Source organism: Paraburkholderia sp. BGA-UO-ETr-F21 (assembly GCF_059567925.1).
Window position 1 is genome coordinate 626,334 of the sequence record NZ_JCAQOY010000005.1, and the last position, 16,800, is coordinate 643,133.

Annotated in this window: 12 protein-coding genes and 1 tRNA gene; 5 read left to right on the top strand and 8 right to left on the bottom strand. The window is 61.9% G+C overall.

The genetic code is table 11. The annotated features are described in order from the left end of the window. The first annotated feature begins 3 nt into the window (after positions 1 to 3). The gene (locus tag AC57B1_RS04470) at positions 4 to 2,682 is read left to right on the top strand and encodes a DNA topoisomerase III (protein WP_496416752.1); all 2,679 of its coding nucleotides are present in this window, start codon (positions 4 to 6) and stop codon (positions 2,680 to 2,682) included. Between the two features lie 163 nt (positions 2,683 to 2,845). Here the strand turns inward: AC57B1_RS04470 and AC57B1_RS04475 are convergent, their stop codons facing one another. Both AC57B1_RS04475 and AC57B1_RS04480 read right to left on the bottom strand, forming a co-directional pair. Further along, positions 2,846 to 3,949: a LysR family transcriptional regulator gene (locus tag AC57B1_RS04475; RefSeq protein WP_091797324.1), complete on the bottom strand. Its 1,104-nt coding sequence runs from the start codon at positions 3,947 to 3,949 to the stop codon at positions 2,846 to 2,848. 341 nt (positions 3,950 to 4,290) lie between these two features. Next, positions 4,291 to 6,147, bottom strand: coding sequence for a phosphoenolpyruvate carboxykinase (GTP) (locus AC57B1_RS04480; RefSeq protein WP_496416753.1), 1,857 nt, complete (start codon positions 6,145 to 6,147; stop codon positions 4,291 to 4,293). A gap of 378 nt (positions 6,148 to 6,525) precedes the next feature. Here AC57B1_RS04480 and AC57B1_RS04485 point away from each other — a divergent pair, with 378 nt between their 5' ends. Further along, positions 6,526 to 7,539: a D-2-hydroxyacid dehydrogenase family protein gene (locus tag AC57B1_RS04485; protein WP_408184005.1), complete on the top strand. Its 1,014-nt coding sequence runs from the start codon at positions 6,526 to 6,528 to the stop codon at positions 7,537 to 7,539. A 103-nt stretch (positions 7,540 to 7,642) separates the two neighbouring features. Here AC57B1_RS04485 and AC57B1_RS04490 read toward each other — a convergent pair whose 3' ends face one another. Both AC57B1_RS04490 and AC57B1_RS04495 read right to left on the bottom strand, forming a co-directional pair. Continuing rightward, entirely contained in the window at positions 7,643 to 8,521 is an 879-nt protein-coding gene (locus AC57B1_RS04490) for a patatin-like phospholipase family protein (protein WP_496416754.1), read from the bottom strand. 35 nt (positions 8,522 to 8,556) lie between these two features. Further along, on the bottom strand, positions 8,557 to 8,961 hold the full coding sequence (locus AC57B1_RS04495) for a PaaI family thioesterase (protein ID WP_309395355.1): 405 nt from the start codon (positions 8,959 to 8,961) through the stop codon (positions 8,557 to 8,559). 204 nt (positions 8,962 to 9,165) lie between these two features. Here AC57B1_RS04495 and AC57B1_RS04500 point away from each other — a divergent pair. From AC57B1_RS04500 to AC57B1_RS04510, 3 genes are all read left to right on the top strand, one after another. Next, a tRNA-Lys gene (locus AC57B1_RS04500) sits at positions 9,166 to 9,241 on the top strand. Positions 9,242 to 9,412: 171 nt separating this feature from the next. Next, entirely contained in the window at positions 9,413 to 11,275 is a 1,863-nt protein-coding gene (locus AC57B1_RS04505; RefSeq protein ID WP_496416755.1) for a hypothetical protein, read from the top strand. A gap of 124 nt (positions 11,276 to 11,399) precedes the next feature. Beyond that, positions 11,400 to 11,987 (top strand): LysE family translocator, encoded by a 588-nt coding sequence (locus AC57B1_RS04510; RefSeq protein WP_496416756.1) that lies wholly within the window; start codon positions 11,400 to 11,402, stop codon positions 11,985 to 11,987. 21 nt (positions 11,988 to 12,008) lie between these two features. Here AC57B1_RS04510 and AC57B1_RS04515 read toward each other — a convergent pair whose 3' ends face one another. The 4 genes from AC57B1_RS04515 to dbpA all read right to left on the bottom strand — a co-directional run bounded on the left by AC57B1_RS04515 (position 12,009) and on the right by dbpA (position 16,784). Then, positions 12,009 to 12,854, bottom strand: a complete 846-nt coding sequence (locus AC57B1_RS04515; RefSeq protein WP_496416757.1) for a helix-turn-helix transcriptional regulator — start codon at positions 12,852 to 12,854, stop codon at positions 12,009 to 12,011. A 118-nt stretch (positions 12,855 to 12,972) separates the two neighbouring features. After that, positions 12,973 to 13,767, bottom strand: a complete 795-nt coding sequence (locus AC57B1_RS04520; RefSeq protein ID WP_496416758.1) for an ABC transporter substrate-binding protein — start codon at positions 13,765 to 13,767, stop codon at positions 12,973 to 12,975. A 134-nt stretch (positions 13,768 to 13,901) separates the two neighbouring features. Beyond that, positions 13,902 to 15,056, bottom strand: coding sequence for a pyridoxal phosphate-dependent aminotransferase (locus tag AC57B1_RS04525; RefSeq protein WP_091797359.1), 1,155 nt, complete (start codon positions 15,054 to 15,056; stop codon positions 13,902 to 13,904). 324 nt (positions 15,057 to 15,380) lie between these two features. Next, on the bottom strand, positions 15,381 to 16,784 hold the full coding sequence (gene dbpA / locus AC57B1_RS04530; RefSeq protein WP_496416759.1) for an ATP-dependent RNA helicase DbpA: 1,404 nt from the start codon (positions 16,782 to 16,784) through the stop codon (positions 15,381 to 15,383). Positions 16,785 to 16,800: the final 16 nt, after the last annotated feature.

Here is a 16,800-nt window from a genome sequence, read left to right on the forward strand (position 1 = left end):
GTCATGTCCAAAGCACTGATCATCGCCGAAAAGCCTTCCGTCGCGAACGACATCGCGCGCGCTTTGGGCGGCTTTACCAAGCATGACGAATACTATGAAAGCGACGAGTACGTCCTTTCCTCGGCAGTCGGCCACCTGCTGGAAATTGCCGCGCCCGAAGACTATGAAGTCAAGCGCGGCAAGTGGAGCTTCGCCAACCTGCCCGTCATTCCGCCGCATTTCGATCTCAATCCGATCGCCAAGAGCGAGTCGCGCCTGAAGGTGCTGACCAAGCTGCTCAAGCGTAAAGATATCGACCGTCTGATCAACGCATGTGACGCGGGGCGCGAGGGCGAGCTGATTTTCCGTCTGATCGCGCAACACGCGAAGGCCAAGCAGCCGGTGCAGCGCCTGTGGCTGCAATCCATGACAGCGGGCTCGATCCGCGACGGCTTCGCCCGCCTGCGTAGCGACGAAGAGATGCAGCCGCTCGCCGATGCGGCGCGCTGCCGCTCGGAGGCGGACTGGCTGGTCGGCATCAACGGCACGCGGGCCATGACCGCGTTCAACAGCAAGGGCGGCGGCTTCTTCCTGACCACGGTCGGTCGGGTGCAAACGCCGACGCTGTCGATCGTGGTCGAGCGCGAAGAGAAAATTCGCCGCTTCGTCCCGCGCGACTATTGGGAAGTGAAGGCGGAATTCGTCTGCGCGGCCGGCTTCTACGAAGGCCGCTGGTTCGATCCGAAATTCAAGCGCGACGAGTTCGATCCGGAAAAACGCGATTCGCGTCTGTGGGCGCTGCCCGCGGCCGAGACGATCGTCGCCGCCTGCCGCGGCCAGATCGGCACGGTGACCGAGGAATCGAAGCCGTCCACGCAACTGTCGCCGGCGCTCTTCGACCTGACCAGCTTGCAGCGTGAAGCCAACGGCCGCTTCGGCTTCTCGGCGAAGAACACCTTGGGCCTCGCCCAGGCGCTGTACGAAAAGCACAAGGTGCTGACCTATCCCCGTACCGACGCGCGCGCGCTGCCGGAAGACTATATGGATACGGTCAAAGAGACGCTCGGCATGCTCAAGGAGAGCAACAACTATCTGCCGTTCGCCAAGCAGGTGCTCGACAAGGGCTGGGTAAAGCCGAACAAGCGCATCTTCGACAATTCGAAGATCAGCGACCACTTTGCAATCATCCCAACGCTGCAAGCGCCGAAAAATCTGTCCGAGCCGGAACAGAAGCTCTACGACCTCGTCGTGAAGCGCTTCCTGTCGGTGTTCTTCCCGGCCGCCGAATATCGGGTGACGACGCGGATCACCGAAGTGGTCGGCCATCACTTCAAGACCGAAGGCAAGGTGCTGGTCGAACCGGGCTGGTTGCAGGTCTATGGCCGCGAAATCAGCGGCGAAGACGCGAACCTCGTGCCGGTGCAGAAGGACGAGAAGGTCAAGACGGACAAGATCGCCGCCCAGCAGTTGGTGACGAAACCGCCCGCACGCTACAACGAAGCCACCCTGCTGTCGGCCATGGAAGGCGCGGGCAAGCTCGTCGAAGACGACGAGCTGCGCGAAGCCATGGCGGCCAAAGGTCTCGGCACGCCGGCCACGCGTGCGGCGATCATTGAAGGTTTGCTGGGTGAAAAGTATCTGATTCGCGAAGGCCGCGATCTGATTCCGACCGCCAAGGCTTTCCAGCTCATGACGTTGTTGCGCGGCCTCGGCGTAAAGGAACTGACCGCGCCGGAACTGACTGGCGAGTGGGAATACAAGCTCTCGCAAATGGAGCGCGGCAACCTGCCGCGCGACGCGTTCATGCAGGAAATCGCCCGCATGACGCAGACCATCGTGAAGCGCGCGAAAGAGTACGATTCCGACACGATCCCCGGCGATTACGCGACGTTGGAAACGCCGTGTCCGAATTGCGGCGGCCAGGTGAAGGAAAACTACCGGCGCTTTGCGTGCTCGAAGTGCGAGTTTTCAATTTCGAAGATCCCGGGCGGACGTCAGTTCGAAATTCCGGAAGTCGAAGAGTTGCTGCAAAACAAGACGATCGGGCCGCTGTCGGGTTTCCGCAGCAAGATGGGCCGGCCGTTCTCGGCGATCCTGAAGCTCTCGTTCGACGATGAGATCAAGAACTTCAAGCTCGAATTCGACTTCGGCCAGGATGCCGGCGGTGAAGACGGCGAACCGCCCGACTTCTCCGATCAGCAGCCGGTCGGCGCGTGCCCGAAGTGCAAGGGCCGCGTGTTCGAGCACGGCATGAGCTACGTCTGCGAAAACTCGGTCGCGAATCCGAAGACTTGCGACTTCCGCTCCGGCAAGGTGATCCTGCAGCAGGAAATTGCCCGCGAACAGATGGCCAAGCTACTCGAAGAAGGCCGCACTGACCTGCTGACCAACTTCAAGTCGTCACGTACCGGCCGGAACTTCAAGGCATTCCTCGTCAAACAGAACGACGGCAAGATCGGCTTCGAGTTCGAGAAGAAGGAGCCGTCGGCGAAAACTGCAGCGAAGACTGCGGCGGCCAAGTCGGCTGCCAAGGCAGCGGCGGATTCGGTGGATTCGGAGTCCGAGGACGGTGACGCACCGGTCGCGGTCAAGGCCACGCCGGCAGCCAAAAAGGTGGCGGCTAAGAAGGCACCCGCAACCAAGACCGCAGCAGCCAAAAAAGCGCCCGCGAGGAAAACCGCGGCACGCAAAACCGGCTCGTAACTGGACCGGCGGCCGGAGCGAGATTCATCTCCGGCCGGCATCATTCGAGGCCACCATAAGAAAAGGCGCGATCACTTGTGTGATCGCGCCTTTTTTGTTGCTTCTCAGGAAAGCGCTCTGTGCGGGCGCCGCCGGCTTTATCGACTCACCACTGATTCACCACTTACAGCGGCGACAAGGCCGTGGGTCGAGTACGGGGCGTTGTTTTTGCCAGCGACTTCGGCAGCGGCGACAACTCGCTGTCCAGCAGGCGCGAGAGCGGCTCAGCGCCGTCGAAGGCTTCCGGCGGCATCGGATCCGCGGAATCGGGCGCCGTCGTCATAGCAGTCCGGCCAAGGCCATCCTCCTTGATCCACTGTTCACCAAGCAGGCTGTTCGGCGTCTGGCTGAAATGCTCGACCAGATGGTCGATGAACGTGCGCACCTTGGCCGGCAAGTGGCGGCGGCTCGGATACGCAATGTTGATCTCGACCTGCGGCAGCCGGTAGTCGCCGAGCAGCCGCACGAGCCTGCCGCGCGTCATGTCGCGGCCGATCAGATAGCTCGGCAGGATGGCGATGCCCATGCCGAGCAACGCAAACTGACGCAGCATTTCGGTGTTGTTCGCCACGATCACGTTCGACGGACGCACGCGGACCTCGCCTTCCGGGCCGGTGAACACGCGCTCGTCGCCCCAATATTCGGAAGGCAGGCTCAGGCACGGATGCTCGAGCAGATGCTCCGGACGGGTGGGCATGCCGTGTTTCTCCAGATACGCCGGCGTAGCGCACACAGTCATGCAACCCGTGGTGAGACGCCGCGTGACGATGCTTGCGCTGCGCATTTGCCGCGCGATCACCACGCCTACGTCGAAGCCTTCTTCCACCAGATCGACCTGACGGTCGACCAGCGTGACGTCGGGGATGACTTTCGGATAGCGCTCCGCGTACGTCTGAAGCACGGGCGCGAGATTGTGCAACCCGAACACCACCGGCGCGACGATTCGCAACGTACCGACGGGTTCGTGATTGCGCGCGACCACCATCTGCTCGACGTCTTCCAGTTCGTCGAGAATCTGGCGCGCACGCTCGAGATAAACCTGGCCTGATTCGGTCAGAGACAAGCTGCGGGTGGTGCGATTGAGCAGTCGCGTACCGAGACGGCCTTCGAGGTCGGCAACGTGACGGGTGGCAACTGCGTTGGAAATATCCATCGCGCTCGCAGCGCGGGCAAAACTGCCGAGATCCGCCACTTTGACGAAAACTCGCATCGACTGCAAATGATCCATAGGACAACTCCTGCCGTGTTACTGCTTCCTGACAATTAGTGAAAACCAGTGAAGCGAACTTGGAATTCTCCTACGACTCGGGAAATCGTGTGTAAGTTGCCCGCGAAAGCGGAAATATTGTCAATATTTGTGCGACTGTGCGCCCTAACATGGGGCGCGATCATCGATTGTTCCGTGAAAAGAAACAATCTGCTGCAATGCAGCTTGCACGGCCTTTCTCAACCCAACAGACGTAACGGTCGTGCGCGCGGTGTGGAATCAGAAAGAAATCGCTCTGCGGTCGCCTCCAAAAGAAAAACCGCCCGAAGGCGGTTTTTCATGCGAAGTGAATACTCACATGATCAGGCGGCAAGTTTCCCTTCGAGCGCTCGTTTGGCTTGGGTCAGCGCGGGCGGCAGGCCCTGCTGCAGTGTGTCAAACAGTTCCGAGTGTAGTGCGAGTTCGTCGCGCCACGCTGCGTCGTCCACGGAAATCACCTGCTCGAACTGCTCGCGGCTGAAATTCAGCCCGCTCCAGTCGATGTCCTCATAGTGCGGCGACACGCCGAAAGCATGTTCCTCACCCTGAGCCGAGCCTTCGATCCGGCCGACCATCCAGCTCAGCACCCGCATGTTCTCGCCAAAGCCCGGCCAGACGAACTTGCCGTCCGCGCCCTTGCGGAACCAGTTGACGCAGAAGATTTTCGGCAGTGTCGCGCCCAGTTGCTGCAGACGCTCGCCGGTCTTCAGCCAGTGACCGAAGTAGTCGCTCATGTTGTAGCCGCAGAACGGCAGCATCGCGAACGGATCGCGGCGCACCACGCCCTGCTGGCCGGCCGCCGCGGCGGTCGTTTCCGAGCCCATGGTAGCCGCCATGTAGACGCCTTCCACCCAGTTGCGCGCTTCGGTGACGAGCGGCACGGTGGTGGAGCGGCGTCCGCCGAAGATGAACGCGTCGATCGCGACGCCCGCCGGATTTTCCCAGTCGGCGTCGATGGACGGGCATTGCGAGGCCGGCGCCGTGAAGCGCGCGTTCGGGTGCGCCGCCTTGCGGCCGCTTTCCTTCGCGCTGGCGGGCGTCCAGTCCTTGCCCTGCCAGTCGATCAGGTGCGCGGGCGCTTCGTCCGTCATACCTTCCCACCAGACGTCGCCGTCGTCGGTCAGCGCAACGTTGGTGAAGATCACGTTTTCCTTCAACGTGGCCATGGCGTTGAAGTTGGTCTTCTCGCTCGTGCCCGGCGCCACGCCGAAGTAGCCGGCTTCCGGATTGATCGCGTACAGGCGGCCGTCCTTGCCCGGTTTGATCCAGGCGATATCGTCGCCAATCGTGGAGATCTTCCAGCCGTTCAGGCCTTCCGGCGGGATTAGCATCGCAAAGTTGGTCTTGCCGCACGCCGACGGAAACGCCGCCGCGACATGATGCTTGCGCCCTTCCGGCGAGGTCACGCCGAGAATCAGCATATGCTCGGCCAGCCAGCCTTCGGCGCGGCCCATGGTCGATGCGATGCGCAGCGCGAAACACTTCTTGCCAAGCAGCGCATTGCCGCCGTAGCCCGAGCCGTAGCTCCAGATTTCACGCGATTCAGGGAAGTGAACGATGTATTTGGTGGCATTGCACGGCCACGGCACGTCTTTCTCGCCCGCCGCGAGCGGCGCGCCGACCGAGTGGACGCACGGCACGAATTCGCCGTCTTCGCCCAGCACGTCGTAAACCTCACGGCCCATGCGCGTCATGATGCGCATGTTGGTGACCACGTACGGACTGTCGCTCAGTTCCACGCCAATATGCGCGATCGGCGAACCGAGCGGTCCCATCGAAAACGGCACCACGTACATGGTGCGGCCGCGCATGGCGCCTTCGAACAGGCCGTCGAGCGTCGAGCGCATCTCGGCCGGGGCGATCCAGTTATTGGTGGGGCCCGCATCTTCGCGGTGCTGCGAGCAGATGAAGGTGCGATCTTCGACGCGCGCCACGTCGGACGGGTCGGACCATGCGAGATAAGAATTGGGACGCCTGGCGGGGTTGAGTTTTTTGAGAGTGCCCGCTTCGACCATCTGCGCGCAAAGCCGGTCGTATTCTTCCTGCGAGCCGTCGCACCAGACGATCCGCTCCGGCTTGGTCATCGCAGCGACGCGCTGCACCCAGTTGACCAGTTTTCGGTTCTTGACCCACGCGGGCGCCTCGATAGTGGGCTGACCTTCGAATGAGGGATGATTCATCGACTTGTCTCCGTTTTGAAAGCAATAGAAAAACGGTACAAGCCCAGCGACGCTGCATGCGAGAGGCGTTCAATTCTTCACGCCGGGGTTGCTGCCACCCGACGCGCAATTGTGCAGGTCATTCCGGGCCACACAGCCTGTTGAGCGGAGAGGCCAGCCGACGGGGCTTCTGCAACCGTCTGTAAAGCGGCTTGCCTCAACACGCAACAAACTGTTAAAAACGATGTCAATCGGCCTTTGCCGTGGCGCTACCATTCTGTGCGGTAGCTACTACGGTAAGGCATTCAGCCAGACCGGCATGTGACCTAGGTCACATGGTGGGACAGTCAGCATAACACTCCGTTCCGCACCACCAAGGTGCGTCGCAAGACACATACCATGAAGATTGCCATCCTCGACGATTATCAGGACGCCGTTCGCAAGCTCGACTGCTTTCAATTGCTGGCCGACCACGAGGTCAAGGTTTTTAACAACACCGTCCGCGGTCTGGGCCAGTTGGCAAGCCGTCTCTCCGAAGTCGACGCACTCGTTCTGATTCGCGAACGCACCCGCATCAACTCGCAACTGCTCGACAAACTTCCGCGTTTGCGCATGATCAGCCAGACCGGCAAGGTTTCGAGCCACATCGATCTGGCGGCCTGTACCGAGCGCGGCATTGCCGTGCTCGAAGGCACCGGCTCGCCGTACGCGCCCGCCGAATTGACGTGGGCTCTCATCATGGCGGCCCAGAGGCGGATTCCGCAATACGTAGCAAACCTTAAGCAAGGAGCCTGGCAGCAGTCTGGTCTGAAGACGTCGGCGCTGCCGCCGAACTTTGGTTTGGGGCAGGTGTTGCGCGGTCAGACACTGGGAATCTGGGGTTACGGCAAGATCGGCCAGCTGCTTGCCGGATACGGCAAGGCATTCGGCATGAACGTGCTGATCTGGGGCCGCGAGCATTCGCGCGAAGCCGCTCGCGCCGACGGTTACAGCGTGGCGGAGAGTCGCGAGGCGCTATTCGAGCAGAGCGACGTGCTGTCGCTACATTTGCGCCTGCACGACGACACGCGCGGCATCGTCAAACAGGAAGACCTGATGCGAATGAAACCGACCGCGCTGCTCGTGAACACGAGCCGGGCCGAGCTGCTCGACGAAAACGCGCTGGTGAACGCGTTGTCGCACAATCGTCCGGGGATGGTCGCTATCGACGTCTACGAAAGCGAGCCGATTCTGCAGGGCTACAGCCTGCTGCGCATGGAAAACGTGATCTGCACGCCGCACATCGGCTACGTGGAGCGGGAAAGCTACGAGCAGTATTTCACCGCCGCATTCAACAACATTCTGGCTTTCGACGCTGGCGATACGAGCAGCGTGGCGAATCCGGAAGCGTTACAGGGCGGCCGCCGGCGTTAAGAACGGCAGGTTCCGCGATGGGCGGCTCGGTGCCTGCTGAGCCGCAAGAGAGTTCGTCCAGCGGGGTTCGCGCAGTATCGGCCCACGCCCACCGCCAGTCCTCTCACCGCGCCGATTCGCGCGCGGCGGCTTCCATCAGATCGGGCATGCGTTCGAGAAAGGTCTCGCCATCGGCGCGGCCAAGGTTGTACGCGTGCACCATCTGCGAGGGGCTGGTGTAATCCCAACTGGAAATCGGCACCTTGCGCGACGGCTGCACATAGAGCCGTTGCTGTACGCCGTGCGGCACGACGAACATCTGCGGGCGCGGATAGAGACGGGTGACCATTACGAGCACGTTGCCGGGCGCCTCGGCGTCGAGCGCGCCGACCGGCACATTATCGACCATGCCACCGTCCAGCACCGGCCTGCCGTTGCGCCGTAGCACCGGCGTGAACGGCGGCGTACTCGACGATTGCAGGATCAGATCCGCCAGATCTTCGACGCTCGCGCAATCTTGCGCGCGCACGAACTCCGGATGAAAGCCGAGCGTTTGGCCGAGTGTTGGATGCAGCGTCTTGCGCACGTACTTTTCGATGTTGTATGCGATCAGACCGGCGGCCACCGCGCTACGCGCACCGAGCCAGCGCGGCAGATGCGACACGCCGATGCGGATTTCCGGCGCATCGGCGAGCGTCGAAAATTTCTCGCCGTAGATGTCGAGCAGCGCCTGACGGTAGATACGGTAATGCGGAAACACCGACTCGCCACGCAGCAGGTTGCCCCAGTAGGCGTTGCGGGTGTTGTGACGCAGCGCGTCTTCGTAATAGCGCATCACCCAGTCGGAATCGCGCGTGTAGAGCATGCACGCGGTGGCGGCGCCGGCCGAAATGCCGGTGATGACGCGCGGCCGGATCCGCAATTCCGGCTGGACCACGTCCCAGAAACCCGCCTGCCACCAACAGCGATTGCCACCGCCGGCGAATACGACCTGATCGAACATCCTGATTTTTCCTCTTATGCGGCGCTCTGCCCGTTTTAGTCGAGCAGCGCGTAGGTCGTGGTGGCGTGGACGGCCATATTGCCGGCTTCGTCGAACAATTCCACCTCACCAAACACGAGGTTGCGGCCCATGCGCAGCACTCGCGCGGTAATCAGCACGTCGCCCTTGCGCACCGTGCGCATGAAATTGATATTGAGCGAGACCGTACTCATCGGCTTGAAACCGCCGAGCGCGGCCGAAATGGCGACGATCATGGCCGTGTCCGCCGCGGCCATGAAGACCTGGCCGCAGATCACGCCACCCGCGTGACGCAGCCCGCCCGAAAACGGCAGGCGCAGCGTGGCGCTTTCTTCATCGACCTTGACCGGCGTCAGCGTAAGCGCGCGGACCCACGGCGCGAGGATGCGGTCGAGTAATTCGATAATCTCTTTGTCATCCATGGCAAGCCCCCGGTCGAAAGCCGCGCGATGCTGCGTGCGGCAAAGTGTCCGCGACATGATACCGGGACGATATAGACAACGCCTTTTTCACGACAGCGAGTCCATTGAGGAATGCCTCGGGACCGTCGATGCAAATTTTTTTAAGAAATCTGCTAAAGGGGCTTGGCAAGCCCGAAAAATTTCTGCATAATTTCGCTTCTGTTGGGGGCGTTAGCTCAGTTGGTAGAGCAGCGGACTCTTAATCCGTAGGTCGAGTGTTCGAGTCACTCACGCCCCACCAAAGATTCAAAGCAAAAAGCCCGGTCCTTGCGACCGGGCGTTTTGCTTTTCAGCCTCCCCAAAGGCACTGCAAAGGCTGAACTTCGCGCGCCCGCCTTCCGATACCATGTCGGCTGCCCTCGCCGCCCTCCATGCGGCGCAAAGCTTTGCACTTCCCCGCACCGACAAAAACATGCACACGATCGACCGCCCCGCTCGCCGCTCCTTCTGGCAGCGGGCCTTGTCATGGGATCTCAACGATCCTCGCCTGAGCGCCGCCGCACTTGTGTGGGTCCCGGTCCTCTTCGGCTTGTGGTCGCTTTTCCTCGGCCAGGACCGCAATTGGGACGGGTTCAACTATCACCAGTACAACGGCTTCGCGTTCCTGAACGACAAGCTGCATACCGACTTCGCGCCGGCCGGCATGCAGACCTACTTCAATCCGATGCTCGACGTCTTCTACTACGCGTTGAACCGGACGTTTCCCGCGCCGCTGGCGGGCTTCATCATGGGCACGCTGCACGGCCTCAATTTCGTGCTGTTGCTGTCGATCATCCGGCGAACCCTGCCGCAACTGCCCCCCGAAGACGCGAACCGCACGCCTCTACTGCTTGCCGCAGCCGGCATCCTGACAGCGAATTTTCTGTCCGGCTTCGGCAATTCCATGGGCGACGACACGACCACGCTGTTCGTGCTCGCCGCGCTGCTGCTCATCTTGCATCTGTGGGACCGGTTGGCAACGTGGTCGGCGGCCACCGCTGCGGGACTCGTAAGCGCGGGCCTCGTCGCCGGCCTTGGCATGGGCCTCAAGCTGACCAATGCGCCGTTTGCCCTCGCCCTTTGCGCAGGGTTGCTGCTGTTGCCAGCAACACCGTTCGCGCGCGTGCGCGCCGCTTTCCTGTTCGGCGTGGGCGCTCTCGCCGGCTTGCTGGCTGCGGGCGGCTACTGGATGGCAGTAATGTGGCACACGTTCGGCAACCCGTTCTTTCCACAGTTCAGCTCGATCTTCCCCAATCCGCTCAGCCCGCCGAGCGGCGTCGCGGATCAATCGTGGCTGCCGAAAAACGCGCGCGAATACATTCTCTGGCCCTTCGTCTTTGCATTCGATTCGAAGCGCGTCGGACAAGCACGCCTGCATCAGATCATCTGGCCTGTCGTGTACGTGCTGTTCTGGATGCTGGCCGCCACCCGGATCGCGGAGCTATTGCGCCGCCGGCCTCGAACCCGGCGACTGAGTTCGCGAGCGGCATACGTCACGACTTTCGTGGCGCTGGGCTACTTCCTGTGGATGATTCTGTTCAGCATCTACCGCTACGTCGTTCCGATCGAAACACTGACGCCGCTCGTCGCGTATCTGCTGCTCGACCGGCTACTGCCTTACCTGACGGCGCGACGGGTCGCCGCATGGTTGCTCTGCGTGACGACGATGGTTGTCGTGGCCGGCGGCGTCGAGACTTGGGGACACGAGCGCTGGGCAAGGTCGGCCTTCCGTGCCGACGTGCCCGCTTTGACTAGCCCTCAGAACACGACGGCGGTTATTGTCGGCGGGAATCCGCCATGGGGCTGGATCGTGCAGTTCTTTCCCGTGTCGGTCTCGTTCACGCAGATCGACGGCAGCTTTCCCTACTCGCCGCAATTCGATCAGCACATAGCGGAGCTTGTGCGTTCTCGCGGCGGTCCCGCGTATGCGATCATCGAAGGCCGATATAACTGGCGCGTCGACAACGTGGCGAAGATGGATCGGATCGCCAACGCCATCGGACTGACGGAGGGCGTGAAAGGCTGCAACACGATACAAGCCGCGATCGATCACCTGCACCTTCACGCGAGCCCGCAATGGACGCCGAACGCCGCCGACAATCGCATGTGCCGGCTCGACATCCGCCACGATGACGTGCGCGACGTGGCCGCGGAGAATGCACAACTGATCGAACAGGCGCGTCCTGTTCTGGAGCGGCATGGCTTCACCATCGACGCCAGTTCCTGCGCCACTTACCGCGCCTATGTCGGCCAAGGCGTCTTTCCGTACCAATGGTGCGGCATCACGCATCGCTAAAAGCGCAAGGCCCGGGGCGCAACCTCACGGGCCGTCCATAGCAATTTCCTTCAATACACCCGGCACCCTCGCCCGATACCTTTGAGCGCCGCAGATCCTGCGCACTTCCGTATCGAGGCTTCCGATGACCGCACTGCTCTCCATGGCCGCATTCGCGCTGGCCTGTTCCATTTCACCGGGCCCGGTGAATGTCGTCGCGCTCAGCGCCGGCGCGCAACATGGCCTGGCCGCGAGCATGCGGCATGTCACCGGCGCGACCGTCGGCTTCACTGTGCTGCTTCTGCTGATTGGCCTCGGGCTGCATGAACTGCTCGCCCGTTTCCCCGACCTGATCGCCATAGTCAAATGGGCCGGCGTGGGATTCCTGCTCTACATGGCCTACAAACTCGCTGTCGACGACGGCCGACTCGGCGCGGACAAGCCGGCGCGCGGACCGTCCTTCGCCTACGGCGCGGCCATGCAATGGCTCAATCCCAAAGCCTGGCTCGCGTCGCTGGCCGGCATGGGTGCGTATGCAGCCGACGGCGACGGCAGGCTCATCGCGCAATTCACCGTGCTGTACTTCGTGATCTGCTATCTGTCGATCGCCAGTTGGGCCTACGCCGGCACGTTCCTGCGCAAATACTTGCAGCAACCGCAGCGGGTGAGGTTCTTCAATCGCATATTGGCGGCGTTGCTCGCGGCGAGCGCGCTGTATCTGCTCGCGGCTTGACGCACGGCCGCCGCCACAGCTTCAACTGCGATACTGCCCCGGCGTCGCCGCGACCAGCCGCTTGAAGATTCTCTGCAAATGCGCCTGATCGGCAAAACCGGCGTCGAGCGCGACCTCCGCGATCACCCGGCCGCGCCTGAGTTGGGCACGGCTGTATTGAATACGCCGGTTGATCAGGTATGCGTGCGGCGTCATGCCGTGGCGCTGCTTGAAAGCGCGGATCAGATGCGACGCGGACAGACCGACCGCGTCGCAAATGTCTTCGAGTTTTAGCGAGCGCGTGCAGTTTTCAGCAATGAACTCCGCCGCACGCGTGAGTTGACGGGTCGCGTCACGATCCGGCAAGACCGCCGGATTCAGCTTGTTTTGTACTTCGGAGAAGAAGGCGATAGCCGCGCTTTCCTTGCGCAACACGTCGGCGTTACTGTCGACGAGAATCGCATGCAGCCGGTTCAAACCGCCGAACAATGCAGCGTCTGTAGACATGGTCTGCGAGAACGCGTGAAACGCGTGGTTCTCGTTGAAACCCAATTCGTGTTGCAGCGACGTGAGCCATGCGACGTCGACATGCATCATGCGATACGACCAGCGCTCGCCGGCAACCGGATTGCAGGCATGCACGTCGTCCGGATTCATCATGACGACCGCGCCCGCGCCGATCCATTCACGCGTGTGGCGATTCAGATAGACGCTGCGTCCGCCGGTCACGGCGCCGATGGAGAAGGTTTCGTGCGAATGTTTGGCGTAGCAGACCTCGCGGCCGTCTTCGATGGAACGCACCTCGATGAACGGCAACGCATCATTGCGCCAGAACCGCGGCGCGCAAGCGCTTTTCGCGTGAACAGCCGCCTGCGTGATTCCGCTCATCTGTGCGCTCTCCGATTATTGCGTAGGCCTCGCCGCAGCAAGGCCTACGTATCGTAGCCGCCAAACGCACCATCAACAAGCCGACTCACTAACAACATGAACCACGTGGCGCGACAGCTTATTTCGCCGTCACGTCGATATTGCCGAGATACTTCGCAGCCAGCGTCTTCACGGTACCGTCGGCCTGCAGCTTCGCGATCGCCGCATTCAGGCGCTCACGCAATGCGGTATCGCCCTTGCGAATGCCGTATGCAATGCCGCTGCCGAGAATCTTGTCGTCGCGCACCGGCTCGCCGACAAAGGCGTAACCGTTGCCGTTCGGCTTCGACAGAAAGCCGGTCTGTCCGGCCGGCGCCAGCACGAGCGTCGCGTCGAGACGGCCCGCCACGAGATCCGCATAGACCTGGTTCTGGTCCTGATACGGCACGACGGTCACGCCCGCCGATTCCCAGTGCGTCTTGGCGAAGGTTTCCTGAATCGACGACTGCAACACGCCCACGCGTTTGCCCTTCAGCGAGGCCGTGGTCGGCAGCAGACCGCTGTCACGCTTCGCGATCAACTGCGTGGGCACGCGGTACACGACGGTGGTGAAATCGATCGCCTGACGGCGTTGTTCGGTCGCATTCATCGCCGAGTTGATCGCGTCGAACTTGCGACCCTGCAGCGCGGGAATCAGCCCGTCGAACGAGGTCTCGACCCATTTGCACGTCATATGCGCAGCGGCGCAAACGGCATTGCCGACGTCGATATCCAGACCCTGCAACTCACCGTTCGGCCCCTTCGATTCGAACGGCGGATACTGCGCTTCGAGGCCGAAACGCAGCGTCGAGGTCTCGGCGGCGTTCGCGGCGGACGACGCCGCGAGCGACGCAAAAGCACAGGCCAGTGCCAATAGAGGCTTGAGCAATTTCATAGCAGGTCCCTTTCCCTTCGATTTATTGTCACGCCGCATTGCGGCGCGCTGATGCGTGACGGCGCGACGATCATACTGCGGTCAAAAATCCCGCCGTCGCGTGAAGCCGCCACTTGCATCCGTGACTCACACAATCAGATCTCGCACAGACGGCGCGCGCCTTCGATCAATGTCGCATCATCCTTCGAGAAACTCAGGCGGATCAAGCCGGAGTCCGTACCGTCGGTATAAAAAGCCGACAGCGGAATCGTAGCAACACGTGCGTCGCGAATCAGGCGCAGCACGAAATCGCTATCGCTTTCTTCGGAGAAGCCGCGAAAACGCGCGAGCATGAAGAAGCTGCCTTCGCTCGGCAACAATTCGAAGCGCGAATCGCGCAGGGCGTCCGTGAGCAGATCGCGCTTCTTCTGATAGAACGCGGACAGGCCGAGGTAGCTTTCGCGATTGGCCAATGCGTCGACGAACGCGTACTGCATCGGTGTATCGGCAGAAAACACCATGAATTGATGGACTTTGCGAATCTCGTCCATCAGCGCGGCGGGCGCGAGGCAATAGCCGACGCGCCAGCCGGTCACGTGATACGACTTGCCAAACGACGAAACGATCACGCTACGCTCCGCGAGTTCGGAATGGCAAGCCATGCTTTGATGCTTCGCGCCGTCGAACACCACGTGTTCGTAGACTTCGTCGGCGAGAATCACGATATCGGTATTGCGCGTAATGGCCTTCAGGCGCTCGACGTCGGCTTCGCTGAACACGGTCGCGGTCGGATTGTGCGGCGTGTTGATGATGATCATGCGGGTCTTCGGCGTGATCGCTGCGGCGACCTCGTCCCAGTCCACGCGGAAATCACTCAACGACAGTTTGATCGGCACGGGCGTCGCGCCCTGCAGGCGGACGATCGGCCCGTAGCTGTCGAACGAAGGCTCGAAGTAGATCACCTCATCGCCCGGATGCACCAACGCGCTGATCGTCGAATACAGACCTTCGCTCGCGCTGGCGATCACGGTCACTTCGCTGGACGGGTCGTAGCGCACGCCGTACAGCGTGGCGACCTTGTCGGCGAGCGCTTCGCGCAAGGCGGCAATGCCGGCCATCGGCGCGTACTGGTTATGACCGGCGCGCATGGCCTGAGCAACGCCGTCAATCAGTTTGGGGTCCGGCGCGAAGTTCGGCGCGCCTTGCGACAAATTCAGCGCATCGTGTTGCGCGGCCAGTTGACCGATCACGGTAAAAATCGTCGTGCCCACATCAGGCAACTTCGAGCGGGCTTGTGTGGCGCTCTGCATAAGGCTTTCTCCCTTTCTCCATCCGGCAGCGGATTCACGGACGGCCAGCTGCGCGGCGGTCCCTTCTGGTGTGGTGATTAGGCATCAGCCAAAGAACCGTCACAATCGAAACTTTGTCATGCGCCGCATGCGTTTACGTCATGGCTGAAGCGGACCCGCGCCGCCATGGGCGAAGCCAGACAGATCGGTGCTTTCGGGGAAGAAACGAGGTCGCGTGAAGAACGCGTGAAACTGCAGAGGTATGACGTAATGTGATGCGCCCGGCCACGAGCGGAGCGCTCGCGGCCGGCGTTGCCTTAGGCGTCGGCCATCAGGCGTCGGCCATCAGGCGTCGTCCATCAGGCGGACTTTGACTTTTTTGCCCTTCACCTTGCCGGCGCTGAGCTTGCGCAACGCATCGCGCGCGATACTGCGCTCCACCGCCACGTAGGTGGACATTTCCGTCACGTTGATCTTGCCGATCTGCGAGCCGGCGAAACCCGCCTCGCCGGTCAGCGCGCCGAGCACGTCGCCGGGGCGGATCTTTTCCTTGCGCCCGCCGAGAATCTGCAACGTTTCCATGGGCGGCAACAGTCGCTCATTGCTCGCCGCTGTCAGTTCGGACAGCTTGTGCCACTCGACCTCGCGCTTTTGCGCCTGTTCGAGACTGCCGACGCGGCCCATCTCGTTCATGCTCGCGAGACTCAGCGCCCAGCCTTCCTGATCGGCGCGGCCCGTGCGGCCGATGCGGTGCACGTGCACTTCCGGATCCGGCGTCACGTCGACGTTGATCACCGCTTCGAGCTGCGCGATGTCGAGACCGCGCGCGGCGACATCCGTCGCTACCAGCACCGAGCAACTGCGATTGGCGAACTGGATCAGCACCTGATCGCGTTCACGCTGGTCGAGTTCGCCATGCAGCGCGAGCGCATGAAATCCCTGCGCGCGCAGCACGTCGAGCAGATCGCGGCATTGCTGCTTGGTATTGCAGAACGCCAGCGTGCTCACCGGGCGATAGTGGTTCAGCAGCAGACCGACCGCGTGCAGACGCCCGTCTTCGGTCACTTCATAGAAGCGCTGACGGATCTTGGTGTTGTCATGCCGCTCGGTGAGTTTGACTTCCTTCGGATTACGCAGGAATTGCTGGCTCAGTTTGACAATGCCTTCGGGATACGTCGCCGAGAACAGCAGCGTTTGCCGTTCTTTCGGGCACTGCTTCACGACAGTCGCGATATCGTCGAAGAAACCCATGTCGAGCATGCGGTCCGCTTCGTCGAGCACCAGCGTGTTGAGCGACTGCAGCGGCAGGCTCCCGCGCTCCAGGTGATCCATGATGCGGCCCGGCGTGCCGACCACGATGTGCGCGCCGTGTTCGAGACTCGCCGTTTGCGGACGCATGGGCGTGCCGCCGCACAACGTCAGCACCTTGATGTTTTCTTCGGCGCGCGCAAGGCGCCGGATTTCCTGCGTGACCTGATCGGCGAGTTCGCGCGTCGGGCACAGCACCATGGCCTGCACGGCGAAGTTGCGCGCGTCGAGGCGCGCCAGCAGCGCCAGCGAAAACGCCGCGGTTTTGCCGCTGCCGGTTTTCGCCTGGGCGATCAGATCGTGGCCGGCGAGCGCGATAGGCAGGCTCGCGGCCTGAATCGGCGTCATCTCGACATAACCGAGCTGCGTCAGGTTGGCGAGCGTCGCGGGCGGCAGCGGTAGCTGGCTAAACGGCGCGCCGGCGGTGGTGGGACTGTTCATAGGTGTGATGGCTCGC